Source organism: Roseovarius halotolerans, assembly GCF_900172255.1.
Classification (GTDB): domain Bacteria; phylum Pseudomonadota; class Alphaproteobacteria; order Rhodobacterales; family Rhodobacteraceae; genus Roseovarius; species Roseovarius halotolerans.
The window spans coordinates 1-20,467 of record NZ_FWFU01000005.1 but is presented as its reverse complement, the minus strand read 5'-3'; the positions used below and the strand labels follow the sequence as shown (position 1 = coordinate 20,467).

Genomic DNA, 20,467 nt, shown 5'->3' with positions numbered 1-20,467 from the left:
ATGGCCAAGACCAATCCGGGCCGCTTCTTCGAGGATTACCGCGTTGGCGACGTGATCGAGCATGCGGTGCCGCGCACCGTATCTGGGGGCGAGCGCGCGCTTTATCACGCGCTCTATCCGGCGCGTCATGCGCTTTATTCATCGGATGAGTTCGCACGCCGGTGCGGTCTGCCTGCAAGCCCGCTTGATGATCTGGCGGCGTTCCATGTGGTCTTCGGCAAGACGGTGCCGGACGTGTCCCTGAACGCGCTGGCCAATCTTGGTTATGCCGAGGGGCGCTGGCTGAAGCCGGTGTGGCCTGGGGATACGCTGCGCTCCACCTCCGAGGTGATCGGGCTCAAGCAGAATTCCAATGGGAAATCCGGCGTGGTCTGGGTGCGCACGCGCGGCGAGAACCAGCGCGGCGAAGTGGTGATGGATTACGTCCGCTGGGTCATGGTGCGCAAGCATGACATGGACGCCCCCGCGCCCGAAACACTGATCCCCGAGCTCAAGCCCGCGCTGGAGGCGAGTGACCTTGTGGTGCCCGAGGGGCTGGATTTCTCGGATTACGATTTCACGCTGGCGGGCGAGCCGCATCGCTGGGGCGATTACGAGGTGGGCGAGCTGATCGACCATGTCGATGGCGTGACCGTCGAGGAGGCGGAGCACATGATGGCCACGCGCCTTTGGCAGAACACGGCCAAGGTGCATTTCGACGTGACCGCGCGTGAGGATGGCCGCCGCCTGATCTATGGCGGGCATGTGATCTCGATGGCGCGCGCGCTCAGCTTCAACGGTTTGGCCAATGCGCAGATGATCGTCGGGCTGAATGGCGGTGCGCATGCGAATCCCTGCTATGGCGGAGATACGATCCGGGCCTGGTCCGAGGTGCTGGACAAGGCCGAAACCCCGGCCCCCGGCGTTGGCGCGATCCGGTTGCGGCTGGTCGCGACCAAGGGCGGAGAGCCGTTCACACGCAAGGGCGATGATGGTAAATATCTGCCTCATGTGATGCTGGACCTGGATTACTGGGCGTTGATCCCCGTTTGAGCCAGGTGGCGCGGGGCACATTCGGCGCGGTCGCGGTCAATCACATATTGTTTTTAGAATGTGAATGACTATGTTCGCGCAACTGTCCTTGCTGTCGGAGCAAACCCATGCCCATGAAATGGCCCGCCTTGCGGGTGATCGCGTCGATCTTCCTCCTGGCCTCGCCGGGAGTGGCAGCTGACCTTGTCATCGAACCGGTGACCGTCACCGACTGGAAGGCGGTTTACGGACGGGTCGAGACCCGCGACCGGGTTCCGGCACGCGCCCGTCTGGGCGGGACGCTCGAGGAATTGCTGGTGGCCGAGGGCGACCGTGTCGAAAGCGGCGACCAATTGGGCCGGGTGGTGGACGCCAAGCAGGATTTCCAGCTGCGCGCCATCGACGCACAGATACAGGCGGCGCAATCGCGGCTTGAGAATGCCGAGGCCGAGCTGGCCCGCGGCGAGGAATTGCTGCAACGTGGCGTGACCACGGTGCAGCGGCTGGATTCGCTGCGCACGCAGGTCGATGTGATCACCAACGAGATCGCGGCGGCGCAGGCCGACCGGCACGTGATCGAACAGCAGGTGGCCGAGGGCGCGATCCATGCGCCGCTTGGCGGCGTGGTTCTGGATGTGCCGGTGACGACGGGCGCAGTGGTGACGCCGGGCCAGACGATCGCGACGCTGGGCGGTGGCGGCGTGTTCCTGCGCCTTGCCGTGCCCGAGCGCCATGCAACAGCGCTGGTCGAGGGCGACGCGATCCGGATCGAAGGGCCGGAAGGTGCCCACGAGGGGCGGCTGGCCAAGATCTATCCACTGATCGAGAACGGGCGCGTGATCGCCGATGTCGAGGTCGAGGGGCTGAGCGCGCGTTTCGTGGATGCGCGGGTGCTGGTCCGCCTGCCGGTCGGTGAGCATCAGGCCCTGATGGTGCCGAAAGATGCGCTGATCACGCGCGCGGGCCTCGATTTCCTGAACGTCGCGCATGAGGGCGACACGGTACTGCGCAGCGTCGTGCCGGGGCCGGTGCATGATGTGGATGGGGCCGCGATGGTCGAGATCCTGACGGGTCTCAGGCCCGGCGACGTGGTGGTGACCGGACATGAATGATCGGGGCGAAAGCGGCCGCGGCCTGGGGCTGGCCGGGGGGCTGACACGCGCGTTTATCGCCTCGCCGCTGACTCCGCTTCTGATCCTGGCTGCGCTGGCCGTGGGGCTGATCGCGCTTGTCAGCCTGCCGCGCGAGGAAGAGCCGCAGATTTCCGTGCCGCTGGTGGATATTCATATCAGCGCCTCGGGGCTGACCGCCGAGGATGCGGTGCAGCTGGTGAGCGAGCCGATGGAGAACATCGTGCAGGCCATCGACGATGTCGAGCATGTCTATTCCCAGACACGCGATGACGGGGCGATGGTGACCGCGAGGTTCGAGGCGGGGACATCGGCGGATGCGGCGATTCTGCGGGTGCATGAAAAGGTGCGCGCAAACCTCGACCGCATTCCGGTGGGGATCCCCGAGCCGTTGATCGTCGGGCGCGGGATCAACGATGTTGCCATCGTGACGCTGACCCTTTCGGGCAAGCCGGGGCACGAGGTGTCGTCCTATGATCTCACACGCATCGCGCGGGCGTTGCGCGGTGAACTGACCAAGATCGAGGATGTCGGCCTGACCTATCTGACAGGCGAGGCGCAGGAGGCGATCCGCATCGCGCCCGATCCCGAAAGGCTGGCGATGCATGGGGTGACCCTGCAACAGCTTGCCGGCAAGGTGCAAAGTGCCAACCGGGCCTTTCGCACCGGGCAGGTGCGAGATGGCGGCGCGCAGATCGACCTGATCGCGGGTGAGACCCTGACCGGCCCTGCGGAGATCGCGAGCCTGCTGCTGACCACGCGCGACGGGCGGCCCGTCTATGTGGGGGACGTGGCCGACATCGCCTTCGTGCCCGATATGTCCGAGCATTACGTCGCCAATGTCACCCGCGACGCGGCGGGCGACCTGCATCGCGCCCCTGCCGTGACGCTGGCGCTGGCCAAGCGGGCGGGCGCGAATGCCGTGGTGGTGGCCGAAGAGATCCTGCACCGGGTTCACATGCTGGAGGGCGAGCTGATCCCCGAAAGCGTGGCGCTGTCGGTGACGCGGGATTATGGCGAAACCGCCAATGAGAAGGCCAACGAGCTGCTGTTCCACCTGGCGCTGGCCACGGTGTCGATCATCGCGCTGGTCTGGCTGTCGATCGGCTGGCGCGAAAGCATCGTGGTGGCGGTGGTCATCCCGATGACGATCCTGCTGACGCTGTTCGCGGCCTGGATCATGGGATACACGCTCAACCGCGTCTCGCTGTTCGCGTTGATCTTTTCCATCGGCATATTGGTCGACGACGCCATTGTCGTGATCGAGAATATCGCGCGGCACTGGCAACTGGATCGCGGCAAGAGCCGGATTCAGGCGGCGATCGACGCGGTGGCGGAGGTGGGCAACCCCACCATCGTCGCCACGCTGACCGTGGTCGCGGCGCTTTTGCCGATGCTGTTCGTGTCCGGCCTCATGGGGCCGTATATGAGCCCGATTCCGGCCAATGCCTCGGCGGCGATGATTTTCTCGTTCTTCGTGGCGGTGATGGTGACGCCATGGCTGATGGTGAAGGTGGCGGGCCGGGGTGGCAGTGATCACCACGAAGAGGGCGAGGGCCGTCTGGGCCGGATCTACCGCCGGGTGGCGGTGCCGATCCTAGCGACCAAGGCGCGCAGCGGTCTGTTCCTGGCGGTGACGGTGTTGGTGTCCTTCGGTTCGCTCGGGCTGCTTTATACCAAGGACGTGACGGTCAAGCTGCTGCCCTTCGACAACAAATCGGAACTGTCGGTGGTCGTGGATCTGCCCGAGGGCGCATCGGTCGAGGCGACGGACGCGGTGATGCAGCAGGTGGCGCAGAAGGCGATGGACCTGCCCGAGGTGATCGAGGCGCAGACCCATGCCGGTGCCGCTGCCCCCTTCAATTTCAACGGTCTCGTGCGGCACTACTATCTGCGATCCATGCCCGAACAGGGCGATGTGCAGATCATGCTGGCGCCCAAGGGCGCGCGTGAGCGCACCAGCCACGACATCGCGCTGGACCTGCGCCAACGGCTGACGGGGCTGGACCTGCCCGAGGGCACGGTCTTGAAGACTGTCGAGCCGCCGCCCGGCCCGCCGGTTCTGGCGACGCTGCTGGCCGAGATCTATGGCCCCGATGCCGAAACCCGCCGCGAGGTGGCCAGCAAGTTGCGCGGCGCCTTCGAGGAGGTGCCTTTCATCGTCGATGTCGATGACAGTTTCGGCGAACAGCCGCGTCGCCAGCGGGTAACGATTTCCAGCGACGACCTGGAGTTCTTCGGCGTGCAGGAAGGCGATGTGTTCGACACGCTGGAAATTCTCAACGGTCAGACCGTCGTGGGCTATTCGCATCGCGGCGAGGGGCGCGACCCGATCCCCCTGACGGTGGCACGGGCCAAGGGCGACCGGGTGGTCGACCAGCGCTTCCTGTCCACACCGATCCCGGCCAATGTGCTGCCCGGCGCGCGCGGCGTGGTGGAACTGGGCGACGTGGTGCAGGTGCAGGACGAAGAGGCCTCATACCCGATCTTCCGGCGCAACGGGCGCAACCTCGAGATGGTGACGGCTGAACTGGCCGGGGATTTCGAGGCGCCGCTTTACGGGATGCTGGCCGTGGCCGACAAGATCGACGCGATGGACTGGCCCGAGGGCCAGAAACCCCGCATCGCCATGAATGGCCAGCCCGAGGACGAAAGCGGCGTGACGCTTTTGTGGGATGGCGAATGGGAGGTCACTTTCGTCACTTTCCGCGACATGGGCGCGGCCTTCGGGGTGGCGATCCTTGGCATATATATCCTGGTGGTGGCACAGTTCGGGTCGTTCCGGGTGCCGCTGGTGATCCTGATGCCGGTGCCGCTGACCTTTATCGGCATCATGGTGGGTCACTGGCTGTGGGGCGCGCCCTTTTCGGCGCCGTCGATGATCGGGTTCATCGCGCTGGCGGGGATCATCGTGCGCAACTCGATCCTGCTGGTGGATTTCATCCGCCACACCGACCCCGAGGGCAAGACCATGCAGGAGATCCTGATCGAGGCCGGGGCGATCCGGTTCAGGCCGATCCTGCTGACGGCGCTGGCGGCGATGATCGGGGCGGCGGTGATCCTGGCCGATCCGATCTTTCAGGGGCTGGCACTGTCATTGTTCTTCGGCCTGATATCGTCCACCTTGCTGACAGTGCTGGTGATTCCTGCGATCTACCGTGTGTTCAAGACCTGAAAGGGCTTTTGTGATCACGGATGCACGTTGCTGACCGACCTTGCGGGAGGAGGGGGCTGAGTCTCTCTTGCGGGGATGATCGCTCTCAAAAGGCGGCCGCTGGCCAAGGTTTTGTGATCACGCGATAAATGATGTGATCACAAATGGGGGTTTATGCCTCGAAATGCCGGAAGATTCCGGTGATTGGGGCTGTGCAAAAACATCTGGGGCGCTAAAAGATACCCGTGAACCGACGCGGCCCGCAAGGGCGGGCCATGCGCAGGCAGACGAAAACGAAGGGACCGACCATGGCCGACGTGAACCGGGGCGACCGCCCGCTTTCACCTCATCTGCAAGTCTATCGCCCGCAACTTACCTCGATCACCTCGATATTGACGCGGCTGACCGGCAATGCGCTGATCGTCGGCTTCGGCCTGATCATCTGGTGGCTGCTGGCCGCGGCGACGGGGCCGGAATATTTCGCGCTGGCGGACCGGGTCGTGACCTCGTGGTTCGGCGACCTTGTGCTGACGCTGTCGCTCTGGGCGATCTGGTATCACTACCTGGCCGGGTTGCGGCATCTTTACTATGACGCCGGCAAGGGGCTGGACATTCCCACCGCCGAGCTTCTGGGCTGGGCCTGCGTCATCGGTTCGGTCGTTCTGACCGTCATCACATTGATCATCATCTGAAAGGGAGGCCAGCCATGCGTTTTCTGACCGCACGCAAGCGCGCCGAGGGCCTTGGCGCCGCCCGTAGCGGAACCGAGCATCACTGGTACATGACCGTCAGCGCCGTCGGCCTGGCGCTGATCGTTCCGATGTTCCTGTTCGTGCTGGGTCGCACCATCGGCGGCACCCATGACGAAGTCAGCGCGGTGTTCGCGCATCCGGCGATGGCGATCCTGACATTGCTGGTGCTTTATGTCGGGCTTCAGCATTTCCGCAGGGGCGCGCAGACCCTGATCGAGGATTACTCGCGCGGGATGACCCGCAAGATCCTGATTATCGGTGTGACCGTGCTGTCCTATGGCCTGATGGCCACGGGCATGTTCGCTGTCGTCAAACTGGCTCTCTAACCCCGGAGTTTTCAAGCAATGGCTGCTTACGAATACGAGACACATGATTACGACGTGGTTGTCGTCGGGGCTGGCGGCGCGGGGCTGCGAGCCACGCTGGGCATGGCCGAACAGGGGTTGCGCACAGCCTGTGTGACCAAGGTGTTCCCGACGCGTTCGCATACGGTTGCGGCACAGGGCGGGATCGCCGCATCGCTCAGCAACATGGGGCCGGACCACTGGCAGTGGCACATGTATGACACCGTGAAGGGCAGCGACTGGCTGGGCGACACGGACGCGATGGAATACCTTGCCCGCGAGGCGCCCAAGGCGGTCTATGAGCTCGAACATTACGGGGTGCCGTTCTCGCGCACCGAAGAGGGCAAGATCTATCAGCGTCCCTTTGGCGGTCATACGACCGAGTTCGGCGAAGGCCCGCCGGTGCAGCGCACCTGCGCCGCCGCGGACCGGACCGGCCACGCGATCCTGCACACGCTTTACGGACAGAGCCTCAAGCAGAAGGCCGAGTTCTATATCGAATATTTTGCCATCGACCTGATCATGAGCGATGACGGCGCCTGCACCGGCGTGGTCTGCTGGAAGCTGGATGACGGCACGATCCACGTGTTCAACGCCAAGATGGTCGTGCTGGCCACGGGCGGCTACGGGCGCGCCTATTTCAGTGCCACAAGCGCACATACCTGCACCGGCGACGGTGGCGGGATGGTGGCGCGCGCGGGGCTGCCGCTTCAGGATATGGAGTTCGTGCAGTTCCACCCCACCGGCATTTACGGCTCGGGCTGCCTGATCACCGAAGGCGCGCGCGGTGAGGGCGGTTACCTGACCAACTCGGAAGGCGAGCGGTTCATGGAGCGCTATGCGCCCAACTACAAGGACCTTGCGCCGCGCGACTATGTCAGCCGCTCGATGACGATGGAGATCCGCGAGGGCCGGGGTGTGGGCACGCATGGCGACCATATCCACCTGAACCTGAGCCACCTGCCCAAGGAGGCGCTGCAACTGCGCCTGCCGGGTATCTCGGAAAGCGCACGCATTTTCGCGGGCGTCGACGTGACCAAGGAGCCGATCCCGGTGCTGCCGACCGTGCATTACAACATGGGCGGCATCCCGACGAACTACTGGGGCGAGGTTCTGAACCCCACCGCGAAAGACCCCAACAACATCGTGCCGGGCCTGATGGCCGTGGGCGAGGCGGGCTGCGCCAGTGTTCACGGGGCGAACCGCCTTGGTTCGAACTCGCTGATCGACCTCGTGGTGTTCGGGCGCGCCGCCGCGATTCGCGCGGGCAAGGTCGTGGACGCCGAAAGCGCGGTCCCCGAGACCAACACGGGCCAGGTGGACAAGGCGCTCGATCGCTTCGACGGGCTGCGCCATGCCGATGGCGCGGTGGCGACTGCTGACCTGCGGCTCGAGATGCAGAAGACCATGCAGGAAGACGCCGCCGTGTTCCGCACATCCAAGACCCTGGCCGAGGGCGTCAAGAAGATGGGCGAGATCGCCGGCAAGCTGGATGATCTCAAGGTCACCGATCGCTCATTGGTGTGGAACTCGGACCTGATGGAGACGCTGGAACTGACCAACCTCATGCCGAACGCGCTGGCGACGATCACCGGCGCCGAGGCGCGCCAGGAAAGCCGCGGTGCCCATGCGCACGAGGACTTCCCCGAGCGCGACGACAAGGCATGGCGGGTGCATACGATCGCGCGGGTGGAGGGCAACAAGACCAGCCTGGAATACCGCCCGGTGATCGAGGCGCCGCTTTCGACCGAGAAGGAAGGCGGGATCAGCCTCAAGAAGATCGCGCCGAAGGAACGGACATTCTGATGGCTTGCCACATGCGCATCAAGGCGCAGGGAACGAAAGATGCCACGAGGCGACAGCCTTGCGGCAAGGCGCGCGCCGCCTGAACAGGAGAGAAGAATGGTTCAACTCAGACTCCCCAAGAATTCGCGCATGATCCGGGGCAAGACCTGGCCCAAGCCGGAGGGCGCGAGCAACCTGCGCAAGTTCCAGATCTATCGCTGGAACCCGGACGAGGGCGACAATCCCAGCGTCGACACCTACTTCGTCGACATGGACGATTGCGGGCCGATGGTTCTGGATGCGCTTATCTACATCAAGAACAAGATCGACCCGACGCTGACCTTCCGGCGGTCATGTCGCGAGGGGATCTGCGGCTCCTGCGCGATGAATATCGACGGGATCAACACGCTGGCCTGTATCTATGGCATGGACGAGATCAAGGGTGACGTGAAGATCTATCCGCTGCCGCATATGCCGGTGGTCAAAGACCTGATCCCGGACCTGACCCATTTCTACGCTCAGCATGCCAGCATCATGCCGTGGCTGGAGACCAAGACGAACCGCCCCGCCAAGGAATGGCGGCAGTCGATCGAGGACCGCGAAAAGCTGGACGGCCTTTACGAATGCGTGATGTGCGCCAGCTGCTCGACAGCCTGCCCCAGCTATTGGTGGAACGGCGACAAGTATCTTGGACCGGCGGCTCTGTTGCATGCCTATCGCTGGATCATCGACAGCCGCGACGAGGCCACGGGCGAGCGGCTGGACGATCTGGAAGATCCGTTCAAGCTCTATCGCTGCCACACGATCATGAACTGCACCAAGACCTGTCCCAAGGGGCTCAACCCCGCCAAGGCCATCGCCGAGATCAAGAAACTGATGGTCGAACGCGCTGTCTGAGGGCGTGATGGGAAATGACGTGACCTGATGGGCGGTCTCTGGGCGGCCCTGATCCTGTCGCTGGCGGCGGGCGTGGCGATCCCGCTTGGGGCGATGCTGGGCATGTCGCGGTTCGGGCGCGTCCTGAGCGCCCCGGCGGTCCACTGGATCGTCGCATTCGGCGGTGGCGCCCTCCTGGCGGCGATTGCGCTGGTGCTGGTGCCCGAGGGCAGCGATGCCCTGCCGCCTGCCGCCGCGCTGGCTGCGTTCGCGGGTGGCGGGCTGGTGTTCTACCTGGTTGACCGAAGGCTCGAGCGCCGGGGCGGACACGGGGCGCAATTGCTGGCCATGTTGCTGGATTACCTGCCCGAGGCAATGGCGCTGGGTGCGGTGCTGACGGCCGAAGCGGGCACGGCGGCGCTGTTGGCGGCGCTGATCTTTTTGCAGAATCTGCCCGAGGGCTTTGCCGCGTTTCGTGACATCATGAAGGGCGGCGCGCGGCCTTCAGCGAGGCGGATCGTGCTGCTGTTTGCCGGGCTGGCCCTGTTGGGACCGGTCTGTGCGGCACTGGGGTTTGCCTTCCTGTCGCAGATGCCTGCGGTGCTGGGTGTGATCATGATGTTCGCGGCGGGTGGTATTCTTTACATCATTTTTCAGGACATCGCCCCGGATGCGCATGAACGCCACCACTGGTCGCCGCCGCTTGGCGCGGTCATGGGGTTTACGCTGGGATTGGCCGGACATCTTCTGATCTGAGGTGCCGCGCGATTGCTGCGTTGCGGCATGAGCATTGCTCACATGCATTATTGTGGGATGTCACGGACGCGGTTCGCGCCTATTATTCATGGCAGGGAGGCACTTTACGATCTGGAGTGACCTATGACACCGCAAGCCCAAACCCCGAAGACCACCGCAGAGGAGGCCTTGAAGCTGCTGGAGCAGGCATGGGCCTATTACGATGACGAACCGCTGCCGGTGACGGCAGGCCCTGCCGAAGACGAAGGGCTGTTTCTGTATCATCGCGCGGCCTGACACCTGGTTTCAAGCCGCACCGCTTTGCGCTAGGACGGGTCCCGGAAACTGCCGGGACCTGTGAATGTTCGTCATCCTGCTTATTCTTCTGGTCGGTGTCGTCATCTATTTCCTTTGGCGTCACCAGACCACCACCCTGACACGGAACTGCCGCTGGCGGCAGGACCGCGGCCGGGGCGTGTGGCGCTGCGCCTATTGCGGGGCGGAGACGGTTGGCGACAGGGCGCCGCGCGACTGCCTTCGTTTCAAGTGATCCGCGCGCGCACTTGAAAAAATCCTTCTGGTGGGACCATGTGGTGGCAGATGGACAAGAAGGACAGGCCATGACCAAAGCCCCTGAAGATGCCGAAGCGCGGCGCGCCGTCGCCCCTGTGATCTGCTATCCCAACGAAACCCTGCCCAGGCCCGACATGGCGCTTTATGCCGCTGCGCGCGAAGGCGCGCGCAAGGTGGGCGAGGTGCTGGCGGAGCCCCGCGATGCTGCGGCCTTCCGGGTGGAGGCGGGGCAGTTCTTCAGGATCACATCGGTTGGCGGGCCGCAGGTGGGCGACCTGAACCTCTGGAATGCGCATGATCTTTCCGAACGGTTCTATTCGGGCAAGACGCGCGCGCTGCATGGCACGCATCTCAGCACCGGCGAGCGGATGTGGTCCTGCTTTCCCTATCTGCGCCCGATGGCGACGATCACCGGCGATACGCTGGACTGGTACGGGATCGACGGATTCGGCGGTTCGGTGCATGACGTGATCGGCACGCGCTGCGATCCCTATACCGGCAACCTGCTGAGCAATGTCCAGTATCACCATTGCTGCCATTCCAACCTGACACGCGCGCTGGCCGATGCGACCGGGCTGAGCCTGCAGGAGGCGGAGCCGCATGTGCATGACGTTCTCAATGTCTTCATGTGCACCGGGTTCACCCGCGATACCGGGCAGTATTTCATGAAGGCCAGCCCCGTGCGCCCCGGCGATTACCTTGAATTCATGGCGGAAATCGATCTTCTGGGCGCGCTCAGCGCCTGTCCCGGCGGGGATTGTTCGGCCGAGCACACCAGCGACGCGGCGGTCTGTCACCCGCTGCTGATCGAGATATTCGCACCGGAAGAAGATGCGCTTGAGGGCTGGTCGTCGCCGCCGGTGAATGGTTATGATCGCAGCCACGGACGCTGATGCGCGATCTTGCGTAAGATCAAAGACGAGGCAGAGGGCTTGACCCAATCTGGCGCGGGTCATGCGAACAGGAGACGGACCATGCTGGATATAAGCACATACAAGATTGCGCAGGTGGTGCTGATGGCGCGCGAACTGGATCGCGCCGAGCCCGAGCTGCGCGGCTTCATCGACCGGCTGAGCGAAGAGGAACAGGCCAGCCTTGTGGCGTTGATGTGGATCGGACGCGAGAGTTTCACCGCCGACGATCTGGAAGAGGCCAAGCAGACGGCGATGTCATCGGCGTCGACGCCGACGGCGGATTACCTGCTGGGCACGCCGCATCTGTCGGATCACCTGGAGAACGGTTTGGACGAACTGGGGATTTCCATCGTCGACGAGGAAGACGACCTGATGCGCCGGGGCTGACGGGGCGAGCGGTCTCAACCATCTGATTTCACGTCTGAAACCGGCATCGGCAAGATGTCTGTATCACGTCGGTATCGCGTCGGTGCGGATGCCGGCGCGCAGGCGCCTTCAAGCCGATGTGATGGCGGCGCCGGGGCGTGCTCTCGACTCGGGATGGGGTGGTCTGTCAGACTGAAGCTGCGATCTTGACCGAAAGGCGGGAGGGCAGGACCATGAGCGAAAGCGACAGGTTTCATCCCAACGTGCCGGGTGTGGCGCAGTCGGACAGGCTGGTGCCGATCAACCTCAGACAATCCGGACCAACGCCCGTTCAGATGCTGATCTCGACACGGGTGCGCAAATCGCCGTTCTGGCATATGTCCATCGAGGCAGGCTGCTGGCGCGCCGAAGTCTATAACCGCATGTATCACCCGCGCGGCTATGTGCGCCCCGAGGATGGTGGCGCGATGGCCGAGTATGACGCGCTGGTCAATCGCGTCACGCTGTGGAACGTCGCGGTAGAGCGCCAGATTCGGGTGCGCGGCCCCGATGCCGAGGCCTTCGTGAACCGGGTCATCACGCGCGACGCCAGCAAGATCGCGCCGATGCATGGCAAATACACCATCCTTTGCAACGAGCGGGGCGGCATCCTCAACGATCCGGTGCTGCTGAGGCTGGCAGAGGACGAGTTCTGGTTCTCGATCTCGGACAGCGATCTGGGCATGTGGTTGCAGGGGCTGAACGTGGGTCTTGGCCACGATGTCGAGATCGACGAGATCGACGTCGCGCCGGTGCAGGTGCAGGGGCCGCTATCCGAGGACCTGATGGTCGACATGTTCGGCGAATCTATCCGCGAGCTGCGCTATTACGAGCTGATGGAAAGCGAGCTGGCGGGCTGTTCGGTGCTGGTCAGCCAGACCGGGTTTTCCGGCGAGAAGGGTTACGAGATCTATCTGCGCGACGCCACGCTCAATGCCGAGGCCATGTGGTATGCGGTTCTGGGACATGGCGCGCGGTTCGGCCTGCGGGTGATTGCACCCGCGCATCACCGCCGGATCGCGGCGGGAATCCTGTCATGGGGGCAGGACATGGACGCCGAGACCTCGCCGTTCCAGGTCAACCTGGCCTATCAGGTGCCGCGCAAGAAAGAGGCGGATTACATCGGTCGCGCCGCGCTCGAGGCGCAGCGCGACAGGATCGAGGCGGGCGACTACCCCTTTGACCTCAAGCTGGTGGGGGTGAAGATGGGTGGCGCGCCGATCACCGATTACGCGCCCGATTTCTGGCTGATCGCGCGGCCAGACGGCAGGCGGGCGGGCTATGTCACATCGCCCTGGTGGTCACCTGAGCTGGAATGCAACATCGCGCTTGGCTATGTCCCCTGGGACATGACGGAGCTCGGCACGACATGCCTGGTGGAACTGCCCGCACGCTATACGGCGCAATCCGGGCAGCCGGTGGCGGCAGAAGTGGTAAAGGTGCCGTTCCGCCCCTCGGCCCATCCAAGCGCGCGCGAGCAGGCGCGCGCGGCAGGGCGCAACGGGGCGGAATGATCGCGTTGCGCGTCGTCAGGCGGTGTGATCGACCACCTGAAGATGCTGCGCCAGCTTGTCGACCTCGCCGAGGAAGCGGTCGATCAGGCGGGGGTCATGCGGCGCGGGGTGGACACCGGCTGGGATCTCGCGGTTCATCACCGCCTCGACCGCCAGCGATACCGGGATCGAGACAAGCCGCGCCATCGCCGTGCCGCGTTCGTCGCCCCATGCATCCATCACGTAGGTCTTGTGCCAGACCACCTTGCCCTCACGCTCGGCCTTGAGCGAGACGCACATGATGACGCGGTCGGGTTCGTCCTCGTCATAGGCGTGGTCCTGCCAGAACTGGTCGGACATTTCCTTGAGCCTGGCATCGCCCGCGGGGCCTTCGAGGGTCTCGATCTCGCGGAAAATGTCGGACCAGGCATCGGACCAGCCATTGAGCCTGAGCGTGCCGCGTACGAATTCCTTGATCTGCCAGGCCGGATCAAAGCGGTAATCCTCGATGAAGGGCACCGAATCGCGGTTCGGGTAGACCTCGAAGGTTTCGGGCGTTGGCAGGGGCGCGGTGTAGCTGGAGAGCGCATCCCAGGGCCGGGTGACGTTGAGCTCCGAATAATCGCGGATCGAGCGCGAGGGCGAGCGCAGCGCCTTGAGCACGCCAAGCGGTGACCAGCTGAACTTGTAGCGGAAGGGGTTGGGGTGCTTGGGAACGCCGCCGCAATAGGATGTGAAGCTGAGGTCATTGGCCGGGTGATAGGCGTCCGAGTCGCGATACTCGGCGACGAGGTGATGCGCCATCAGGTGGTCGATCCCCGGATCGAGCCCGACTTCGTTGACGCAGGCCACGCCGGCCTCGCGGGCCTTGTCGTCAAGCGCGCGCATCTCGGGGGCGATATAGGAGGAGGAGACGAAATTCGCGCCCTTCTCGATGCAGAGTTCCGCCAGCGGCACATGCCAGTCGCCGGGCAGCATCGACACCACCAGATCGCCCTTGGCCAGCGTCGCGCCAAGCGCATCGATATCGAATGCATGGATGTTGTCGGTCAGGTCGCCGACCGCCTGCTTTGCCTTGTCGGTCGTCCGGTTCCAGACGGTCACGTCATGGCCTGCCTCGATCAGGCGGCGCAGGCCGGGGATGGCCGAAAGGCCGGTTCCGCACCAGTGAATGGTCATGGTCATACCTCCTTCATATGGTCGTTGAATGTGGCCCGCGCACGCGCCCAGACACCCTGGTCGGGCTGCCCCAATGAGAGCAGCGAGGGCAGAAGCTGTGCTGCGTAATCCTGTGAGGATTCCAGCGGCAGGAGCGAGGGCAGGTTGTCGATCGCCATCACGTCGAGCGGGGGTGCGTCATGGACGCGCGTCACCGGGCGATCCCACGTGGTTGCGGCATCATAGACCGGGACCGGGTTGTAATCGCTGTCGGGGTCGCAGGCCACGTCGCCGATGACGGTCAGGCGGCGATTACTGTCAAGCGCCGAGGCGGGGACGAAAACCGGTGTGCCGGGGCGGGCGAAGATGCAGTTGAGAAAGATGTCATGCGCCAGGATTTCGGGGAAGGGGCCGCCCGAGGCGGTTTCGGCCATGTCCCATTTGGTGGTCGTCACCTCCACCGCCTCGCAGAGATCCGCGGCACCCGTGCCGACCCGTCCAAGCGCGCCGATCACGATGGCGCCGGGGCGGGCGCGGCCGGTGGCGTCCAGGCGCCCGGCCAGATCCTCGAGGAGCGCGTGTTTGTTGGGATAGGAGGCCACGGGAGGGCAGGTTTCGCCCGCCTGTTGCGCGGTCCAGGCCATCAGGCTGACAGCCGCCCCCGCATAGCCCGCCCAATAGCCGAAAGCGGCGACCCGGCGGCCCTGTTCGTCGACCAGGTATTCCAGGTCGAAAAGCGTGCCGCCACCGGCCCTGAACCGTTCCAGCAGACGGCGGCCCGCATGCTGGCCCTTGAAGGCATGGCCGAACATGATGTGGCGATGGGGCAGCGGCGTGCCGTCATCGGGCAGTTCCTTGAGCCCGAAGATGATCGCGTCGCGCGGGGCGTCGGGCCAGGTGTTCTCGGGCGCGATCTCGCAGCCCGCCTGACGGTAGCCGTCAATCGGGATGATGCGGCTGCGGCTTTCCTCGACAGTGACGCGAATGCCCTGCGCGATCAGCTTGGCCGCGCCTTCGGGTGTCAGGCCGGTGCGGTCCTCGTTGGGGCGTTGTTCGGCGCGAAGCCAGAGATGGGTCATCGGGAGTCCTTTCGGCGGTTCAGCGCGTGAAGCCCTTGTCGCGCATCGCGGCGGCGGCGGGGCGGTCGCTCATCTTCGCGAAGAAGGCGGCCAGTTTCGGATAATCGGTGATGTCGACGCCGTCGCCCTCTAGCCAGGTGCAGACCGAATAAAGATAAGGGTCAGCCATGCTCATCCGCTCGCCCAGCACGAAGGGCGAGAGCGCCCAGTTGTCTTCCATGAAGCGACAGGTCGCGGCCATGGTTTCGGGGACCCTTGCGGTCATGTCGTCAAACGAGTCCTGCCTGGTGGCCCAGCGGCTGCCACGTAGCTTGTGCGCGTGATTCACATGCGCGGTGCTGCCGAGGTAGCACATTGCGCTGCGCATCTGTGCGGCCTGCCATGCATCATCGGGCACCAGCATGCGGTCGGGCACCAGGGTGGCGAGATAGTCCAGAATCGCGCCGGTTTCGGTCAGAATGCCTTGGTCCGTGACCAGCGCGGGTACGCGGCCCTTGGGGTTGATCGCAAGATACTCGGCGCTGCTCTGCTCGGCGGCCTTGAAATCGAGCGCGACCGGCTCGTATTTCACGCCGGTATCTTCAAGTGCATAGGCGACGGCAATCGAAATGGTGCCGGGGGCGTAATAGAATCTCATCATGGTCCTGTTTCCTTTCAGACGAAGGTGCGAGCATGTGCCCGGTCGGGCGTATCAAGATGGGGCGTGGCGTTGAAAGCGCCGACCATCAGCATGTCGTGGACATATTCCAGACGATGCACCGAGCTGTTCATGATCTGCAGCATCATCCGCGCCATGCCGCCGTTTCCAAGGCCGAGCGCGTGGCGCATGACCATGCCGATCACCCCGCCCGAGGTGACCAGAAGCGTGCGTCCCGGCGTCTCGCAGATCTCGTCGATCAGCCCGGTGATGCGCGTCGAGAAGGCCGAGAACGGCTCGGGAATGCCTTCCAGCGTGTCGCGGGTCCAGTGGTCGATGACCTGCGGCAGGTGGATGGCGAATTCGGTCGGATCGCGCGGCGCCGGGATGCCGTGCTGATCCTCCAGCGCCTGGGCCAGCGCGAAGTAGCTCAGCTCGTTGAGGCGGGCATCCTGGGCGGTGATGTCATAGCCCATTGCGCGCGCGGTATCGGCCTGCCGGCGCAGCGTGCCCGTGACCACCCGGTCGAAATGCGGATCGGTCGCGCGCATATGTGCCCCCAGCCAGGCCGCCTGTTCGCGGCCCAGATCCGAAAGGTGGTCATAACTCGTTTCATCGGTGGCATGGCTGTTGGCCTGCCCGTGCCGCACAAGGATGATTTCGGCCAATTCGGTGCGCCCTGCTGTTCGCTTACCGGCGGCACGTTAGCGCCCCGCGCGACGGGGTGAAAGGTGGGTGCAGCAATTATTTGCCCTCTGCCGCCCGTGCCAGGACGCAGAGGTCGGATGCCTCCGGCGGGGGATATTTGGAAACAGATGAAGGGAGTGTCGCGCGCAGCCTTCTTCTGTTCAAAAATATCCCGGGGGAGTCGCAGCTTGCTGCGGCGGGGGCAGCGCCCCCGGACCTGCTCAGCCCCAGGTGACATCTCCCAGAAAGATGTAACCGGCGCCGTAGATCGTCTTGATCAGGCGCGGGTTTCGCGGGTCTTCGCGCAGCTTGGTGCGCAGGCGCGAGATGCGCACATCCATCGCGCGGTCGAAACTGTCGCCGGCCGCGCCGCCAAGGGCCTCCTGCATGGCCTGGCGCGAGATCAGCCGTTTGGGACGTTCGAGGAACAGCCGCAGCACTTCGCCCTCGGCATGGGAAAAGGGCGTTTCCGCGCCGCTTTCGTCTTCCATGACATAGCGGTCGAAATGCGCCACCCAGCCGTTGAAGCGCGCGGTTTCGCTGCTTTGGGGGGTGGCGCTGTCGCGGCGCAGGCGGGCGCGCACGCGGGCCACCACCTCGGCGGGGTCGAAGGGCTTGATGATGTAGTCATCCGCGCCCAGTTCCAGCCCGGTGACCTTGTCCTGCACCTGGGCGCGTCCCGAGATGATGATCACCGTCGCGCCCTGTTCGAGCGCCAGCCGGTGCACCAGCGTCAGCCCGTCGCGGTCGGGCAGCGACAGGTCGACAAGGCAGATGTCGGGCCGCGCGCTGCGCAGGGCGGCCTCGAATTCGGTGGCGCGCGCGAAAGCCATCGTGCGAAAGCCCGCATCCTCCAGCGCGTCCGAAAGCATGGTGCGGATGGCGGGTTCGTCATCGAGAATGGTGACAAGGGGCGCGCTCATGGGCCGGGGTCCTGTTGCAGAAACGCGGCCAGTTGGGCCGCGGTGAAGGGTTTGCGCAGCACCGGCGCGCGTTTGCGGGCGGCGATATGCAGCGGGTCGTCGGGGGGCAGCGATGTCATCAGATACGCCGGGCAATGCCCCTTGGGCAAGTCCCCCACGAGGTCGAGCCCGGTCCTGTCGCCTTCAAGCGAGATATCCGAGAGCAGCGCCGTGATCTGCGGCAGGTCCGCCAGCAGGGCCAGCGCCTCGTCGACCGAGGCGGCCTCGATCACCGCATGGCCGGCATCGCGCAGCATGTCGCGCACGGTCCCGCGCAGATCGGGGCTGTCCTCGACCAGGAGGATCATTCCCGGCGCGCCGGTCTCCTGCACCGGGCGCATGGGGAGGCGCAGGCTGACGCGCCCGCCGGTATCGCCGTTCGCTAGCTGCACGCGGCCGCCTGCGAGCTTGGTCATGTCATAGACCATCGTCAGTCCCAGCCCCGAGCCCTCGCCGCCCTTTGTGGTGAAGAACGGGTCGAGCGCATGCGAGAGCGCCTGTTCGGAAAAGCCGGGGCCGGTATCGGTGACCGTGAAGTCGAGCCAGGTATCCTGGACCCGCGTGGCCGTCAGTTCGACGTGTCCGGCGCCGCCGCAGGCGTCGCGCGCGTTCAGCACGAGGTTCAGAAGCGAATCCTGCAACATGCCGTGATCGAGCAGGAAGGGATGCGCGCCGGTCAGGTTGCGCATGGACAGGCTGACGCCTTCGGGCAGGGTCGAGCGCACCAGCGTCTCGAGCTCGTCGAGGAATGCGCCGAGGTCGGTCGGCACCGGGCGGTGTTCGCGCCGCCCGGTCATGTCGGCGATTCGGTTCAGAAGGCTGCCGCCGCGCCGCGCCGCCGCGATGGTGGCGGTGATCAGTTCATCCGCGCCCGGTCCGGGGGCGGGTTCCATGCGTTGCAGCTTTGACTGCATCCCGAGGATGATCGTCAGCAGGTTCGAGAAGTCATGCGCCAGCCCGCTGGTCAGCTGCGCGGCGATCTCGCGGCGGCGGGTCTGTTGCAGGGCGGCGCGGGTCTGGGCCTCTTCGGTGATGTCCATCGACAGGATATAGACACCGCCCTGGTTGTCATCGGGGGTGAATGCCGCGCGGATGCGCCGCGAGCTTGGTTCGTGGTTGAACTCGAACACCGAGGCCTCGCCGCGAAACGCCAGATCGAGCCGTGGCGCGATCGCCGTATAGGCCTGCGGGCCGAGCACGTCTTCGATGGGCAGGCCGACGATATCCGATGAGGCGCCGGGCAGAACCGTGCTGAGGCGGCGGTTGGAATAGGTATAGCGCCGGTCCGTCCCGACATGGGCGATATGGGCGGGCATCATCTCGGTGGTCAGCCGGGCGCGGGCCTCTGAGGCGGTCAGCTGGCGCTTGGTCTCCTCGAGCGCGGTGATGGTTGCCGAAAGCTCGCGGTTGGCGGCCGAGAGTTCCTCGGAATAGGTCAGAAGCTGGTCCGACAGTTCCTCGGAGCGCGAGCGCAACAGCACCTCCTGGCGCTTGGTGCGGGTAATGTCGGTATAGACCGTGACCCAGCCGCCTTCGGGCAGGGGGGTGCCCTCGACGCTGATGGTGCGGCCATTGGCGCGGGTGCGCTCCATGTAATGGGGCTCGAAGGCGCGGGCCTGTTCGACACGGGTGCGCACGAAATCCTCGACATCGCCGACATCGCCGTAATCGCCGCGGGTGGCCAGAAAATGGATGGTATCCCTGAAATCGGCGCCTGGCGTCACCAGCCAGCGGGGCAGATCGAACATCTCGCGAAGGCGCTGGTTGCAGACCACCAGCCTGAGGTCGCTGTCATAGATCGACAGGGCCTGCTGAATGAGATTGAGGCCCGCCATCGTCATGGCGTTGGTATCGTTGTGCTTCGATGTCATCGGGATGCCCCCTTGCCAATGGCTAGCACCGGATCGCGCGGGGGCAAAGGCCGTTTGGCAGCCTGTTACAATTCGTAAGAATTGCGAAATGATCACGAAAAAGTTGACCGCGAGCGTCGGTTCCGCACCTTGGAGGGTAGGAGGAATCACCGTGCCGGGGTGAACTTGTTCGCAAAGCGGACATCGGGGAGGATATAATTTGCCACAGTCGTCACAGGCGGCGGAGGGGCTCGGCTCCATTCCGGCGCTTTTGCAACGCAACGCCGGGCAGTTCGCCGAAAGGCCCGCCTATCGTGAAAAAGAGTTCGGGATCTGGCAATGCTGGACCTGGGCCGAGGCCGAGAAGGAAATCGAGGCCTTTGCGCTGGGTTTGCTGAACCTCGGCGTGAACGAGGGCGACTTCGTCGCGATCATCGGGCGCAACCGGCCGCATTTCTACTGGTCGATGGTGGCCGCGCAATCCGTGGGGGCGATTCCGGTGCCGCTCTATCAGGATGCCGCCGCCGAAGAGATGGCCTATGTGCTGGAACATTGCGGCGCGCGTTTCGCCGTGGTCGAGGACCAGGAGCAGGTGGACAAGGTGATCGATGTGCAGGACCAGTTGCACCAGTTCGAGCACATGATCTATGTCGATCAGCGCGGCCTGCGCAAATACGACCATCACAAGCTGCACACCTTCACCGGGGTTCAGGACCAGGGGCGTGCCGCCTATTGGGAGTTCATCGAGGACCTCAAGGCGCGGCGTGAAAAGCTGGATTACGACAGTGTCTGCGTGATGCTCTATACCTCGGGTACCACCGGCAAGCCCAAGGGCGTGGTGTTGTCCAACCGCAATATCATCGAGGCGTCGCGTTCGTCGGCGGAGTTCGACAAGCTGTCGCGCGACGAAGAGGTGCTGGCC

20 protein-coding genes are annotated in these 20,467 nt (G+C 64.6%); 14 read left to right on the top strand and 6 right to left on the bottom strand.

Going from position 1 to position 20,467, the window contains the following annotated elements; all coding sequences use genetic code 11:
• From ROH8110_RS17585 to ROH8110_RS17530, 13 genes are all read left to right on the top strand, one after another.
• Positions 1 to 1,032, top strand: a complete 1,032-nt coding sequence (locus ROH8110_RS17585; RefSeq protein ID WP_085819101.1) for a MaoC family dehydratase — start codon at positions 1 to 3, stop codon at positions 1,030 to 1,032.
• A 107-nt stretch (positions 1,033 to 1,139) separates the two neighbouring features.
• Entirely contained in the window at positions 1,140 to 2,123 is a 984-nt protein-coding gene (locus ROH8110_RS17580; RefSeq protein ID WP_085819100.1) for an efflux RND transporter periplasmic adaptor subunit, read from the top strand.
• Positions 2,116 to 5,316 carry an efflux RND transporter permease subunit gene (locus ROH8110_RS17575; RefSeq protein WP_085819099.1) on the top strand — a complete coding sequence of 1,067 codons (3,201 nt, stop codon included), beginning with the start codon at positions 2,116 to 2,118 and terminating at the stop codon, positions 5,314 to 5,316. The genes ROH8110_RS17580 and ROH8110_RS17575 overlap by 8 nt, the downstream gene beginning before the upstream one ends.
• A 287-nt stretch (positions 5,317 to 5,603) precedes the next feature.
• Positions 5,604 to 5,987, top strand: coding sequence for a succinate dehydrogenase, cytochrome b556 subunit (sdhC, locus tag ROH8110_RS17570; RefSeq protein ID WP_085819098.1), 384 nt, complete (start codon positions 5,604 to 5,606; stop codon positions 5,985 to 5,987).
• Positions 5,988 to 6,001: 14 nt separating this feature from the next.
• Positions 6,002 to 6,373, top strand: coding sequence for a succinate dehydrogenase, hydrophobic membrane anchor protein (gene sdhD / locus ROH8110_RS17565; protein ID WP_085819097.1), 372 nt, complete (start codon positions 6,002 to 6,004; stop codon positions 6,371 to 6,373).
• Between the two features lie 18 nt (positions 6,374 to 6,391).
• The gene (gene sdhA / locus ROH8110_RS17560; protein ID WP_085819096.1) at positions 6,392 to 8,197 is read left to right on the top strand and encodes a succinate dehydrogenase flavoprotein subunit; all 1,806 of its coding nucleotides are present in this window, start codon (positions 6,392 to 6,394) and stop codon (positions 8,195 to 8,197) included.
• A gap of 96 nt (positions 8,198 to 8,293) precedes the next feature.
• Positions 8,294 to 9,073: a succinate dehydrogenase iron-sulfur subunit gene (locus ROH8110_RS17555; RefSeq protein ID WP_085819095.1), complete on the top strand. Its 780-nt coding sequence runs from the start codon at positions 8,294 to 8,296 to the stop codon at positions 9,071 to 9,073.
• Positions 9,074 to 9,100: 27 nt separating this feature from the next.
• Positions 9,101 to 9,808 (top strand): ZIP family metal transporter, encoded by a 708-nt coding sequence (locus ROH8110_RS17550; protein WP_085819094.1) that lies wholly within the window; start codon positions 9,101 to 9,103, stop codon positions 9,806 to 9,808.
• A gap of 123 nt (positions 9,809 to 9,931) precedes the next feature.
• Positions 9,932 to 10,084, top strand: coding sequence for a hypothetical protein (locus ROH8110_RS18775; protein WP_170156474.1), 153 nt, complete (start codon positions 9,932 to 9,934; stop codon positions 10,082 to 10,084).
• A gap of 64 nt (positions 10,085 to 10,148) precedes the next feature.
• On the top strand, positions 10,149 to 10,337 hold the full coding sequence (locus tag ROH8110_RS17545) for a hypothetical protein (RefSeq protein ID WP_085819093.1): 189 nt from the start codon (positions 10,149 to 10,151) through the stop codon (positions 10,335 to 10,337).
• Between the two features lie 70 nt (positions 10,338 to 10,407).
• A complete protein-coding gene (locus tag ROH8110_RS17540; RefSeq protein ID WP_085819175.1) occupies positions 10,408 to 11,253 on the top strand; it encodes an urea carboxylase-associated family protein in 846 nt (281 codons plus the stop codon).
• A gap of 81 nt (positions 11,254 to 11,334) precedes the next feature.
• Positions 11,335 to 11,661, top strand: coding sequence for a DUF3775 domain-containing protein (locus tag ROH8110_RS17535; protein WP_085819092.1), 327 nt, complete (start codon positions 11,335 to 11,337; stop codon positions 11,659 to 11,661).
• 212 nt (positions 11,662 to 11,873) lie between these two features.
• On the top strand, positions 11,874 to 13,193 hold the full coding sequence (locus ROH8110_RS17530) for a glycine cleavage T C-terminal barrel domain-containing protein (protein ID WP_085819091.1): 1,320 nt from the start codon (positions 11,874 to 11,876) through the stop codon (positions 13,191 to 13,193).
• Positions 13,194 to 13,208: 15 nt separating this feature from the next.
• Here ROH8110_RS17530 and ROH8110_RS17525 read toward each other — a convergent pair whose 3' ends face one another.
• The 6 genes from ROH8110_RS17525 to ROH8110_RS17500 all read right to left on the bottom strand — a co-directional run bounded on the left by ROH8110_RS17525 (position 13,209) and on the right by ROH8110_RS17500 (position 19,566).
• Positions 13,209 to 14,351 carry a saccharopine dehydrogenase family protein gene (locus tag ROH8110_RS17525; protein WP_085819174.1) on the bottom strand — a complete coding sequence of 381 codons (1,143 nt, stop codon included), beginning with the start codon at positions 14,349 to 14,351 and terminating at the stop codon, positions 13,209 to 13,211.
• A 2-nt stretch (positions 14,352 to 14,353) separates the two neighbouring features.
• Entirely contained in the window at positions 14,354 to 15,409 is a 1,056-nt protein-coding gene (locus ROH8110_RS17520) for a saccharopine dehydrogenase (protein WP_085819090.1), read from the bottom strand.
• Positions 15,410 to 15,428: 19 nt separating this feature from the next.
• Positions 15,429 to 16,046 (bottom strand): glutathione S-transferase family protein, encoded by a 618-nt coding sequence (locus ROH8110_RS17515; RefSeq protein WP_085819173.1) that lies wholly within the window; start codon positions 16,044 to 16,046, stop codon positions 15,429 to 15,431.
• Positions 16,047 to 16,063: 17 nt separating this feature from the next.
• Positions 16,064 to 16,714: a histidine phosphatase family protein gene (locus tag ROH8110_RS17510; RefSeq protein ID WP_085819089.1), complete on the bottom strand. Its 651-nt coding sequence runs from the start codon at positions 16,712 to 16,714 to the stop codon at positions 16,064 to 16,066.
• A gap of 240 nt (positions 16,715 to 16,954) precedes the next feature.
• Positions 16,955 to 17,656 (bottom strand): response regulator transcription factor, encoded by a 702-nt coding sequence (locus tag ROH8110_RS17505; RefSeq protein WP_085819088.1) that lies wholly within the window; start codon positions 17,654 to 17,656, stop codon positions 16,955 to 16,957.
• Positions 17,653 to 19,566 carry a hybrid sensor histidine kinase/response regulator gene (locus tag ROH8110_RS17500; RefSeq protein ID WP_085819087.1) on the bottom strand — a complete coding sequence of 638 codons (1,914 nt, stop codon included), beginning with the start codon at positions 19,564 to 19,566 and terminating at the stop codon, positions 17,653 to 17,655. The genes ROH8110_RS17505 and ROH8110_RS17500 overlap by 4 nt, the downstream gene beginning before the upstream one ends.
• Positions 19,567 to 19,765: 199 nt before the next feature.
• Here ROH8110_RS17500 and ROH8110_RS17495 point away from each other — a divergent pair.
• A partial coding sequence (locus tag ROH8110_RS17495) for an AMP-binding protein (protein WP_139837430.1) occupies positions 19,766 to 20,467 on the top strand: 702 nt, incomplete at its 3' end.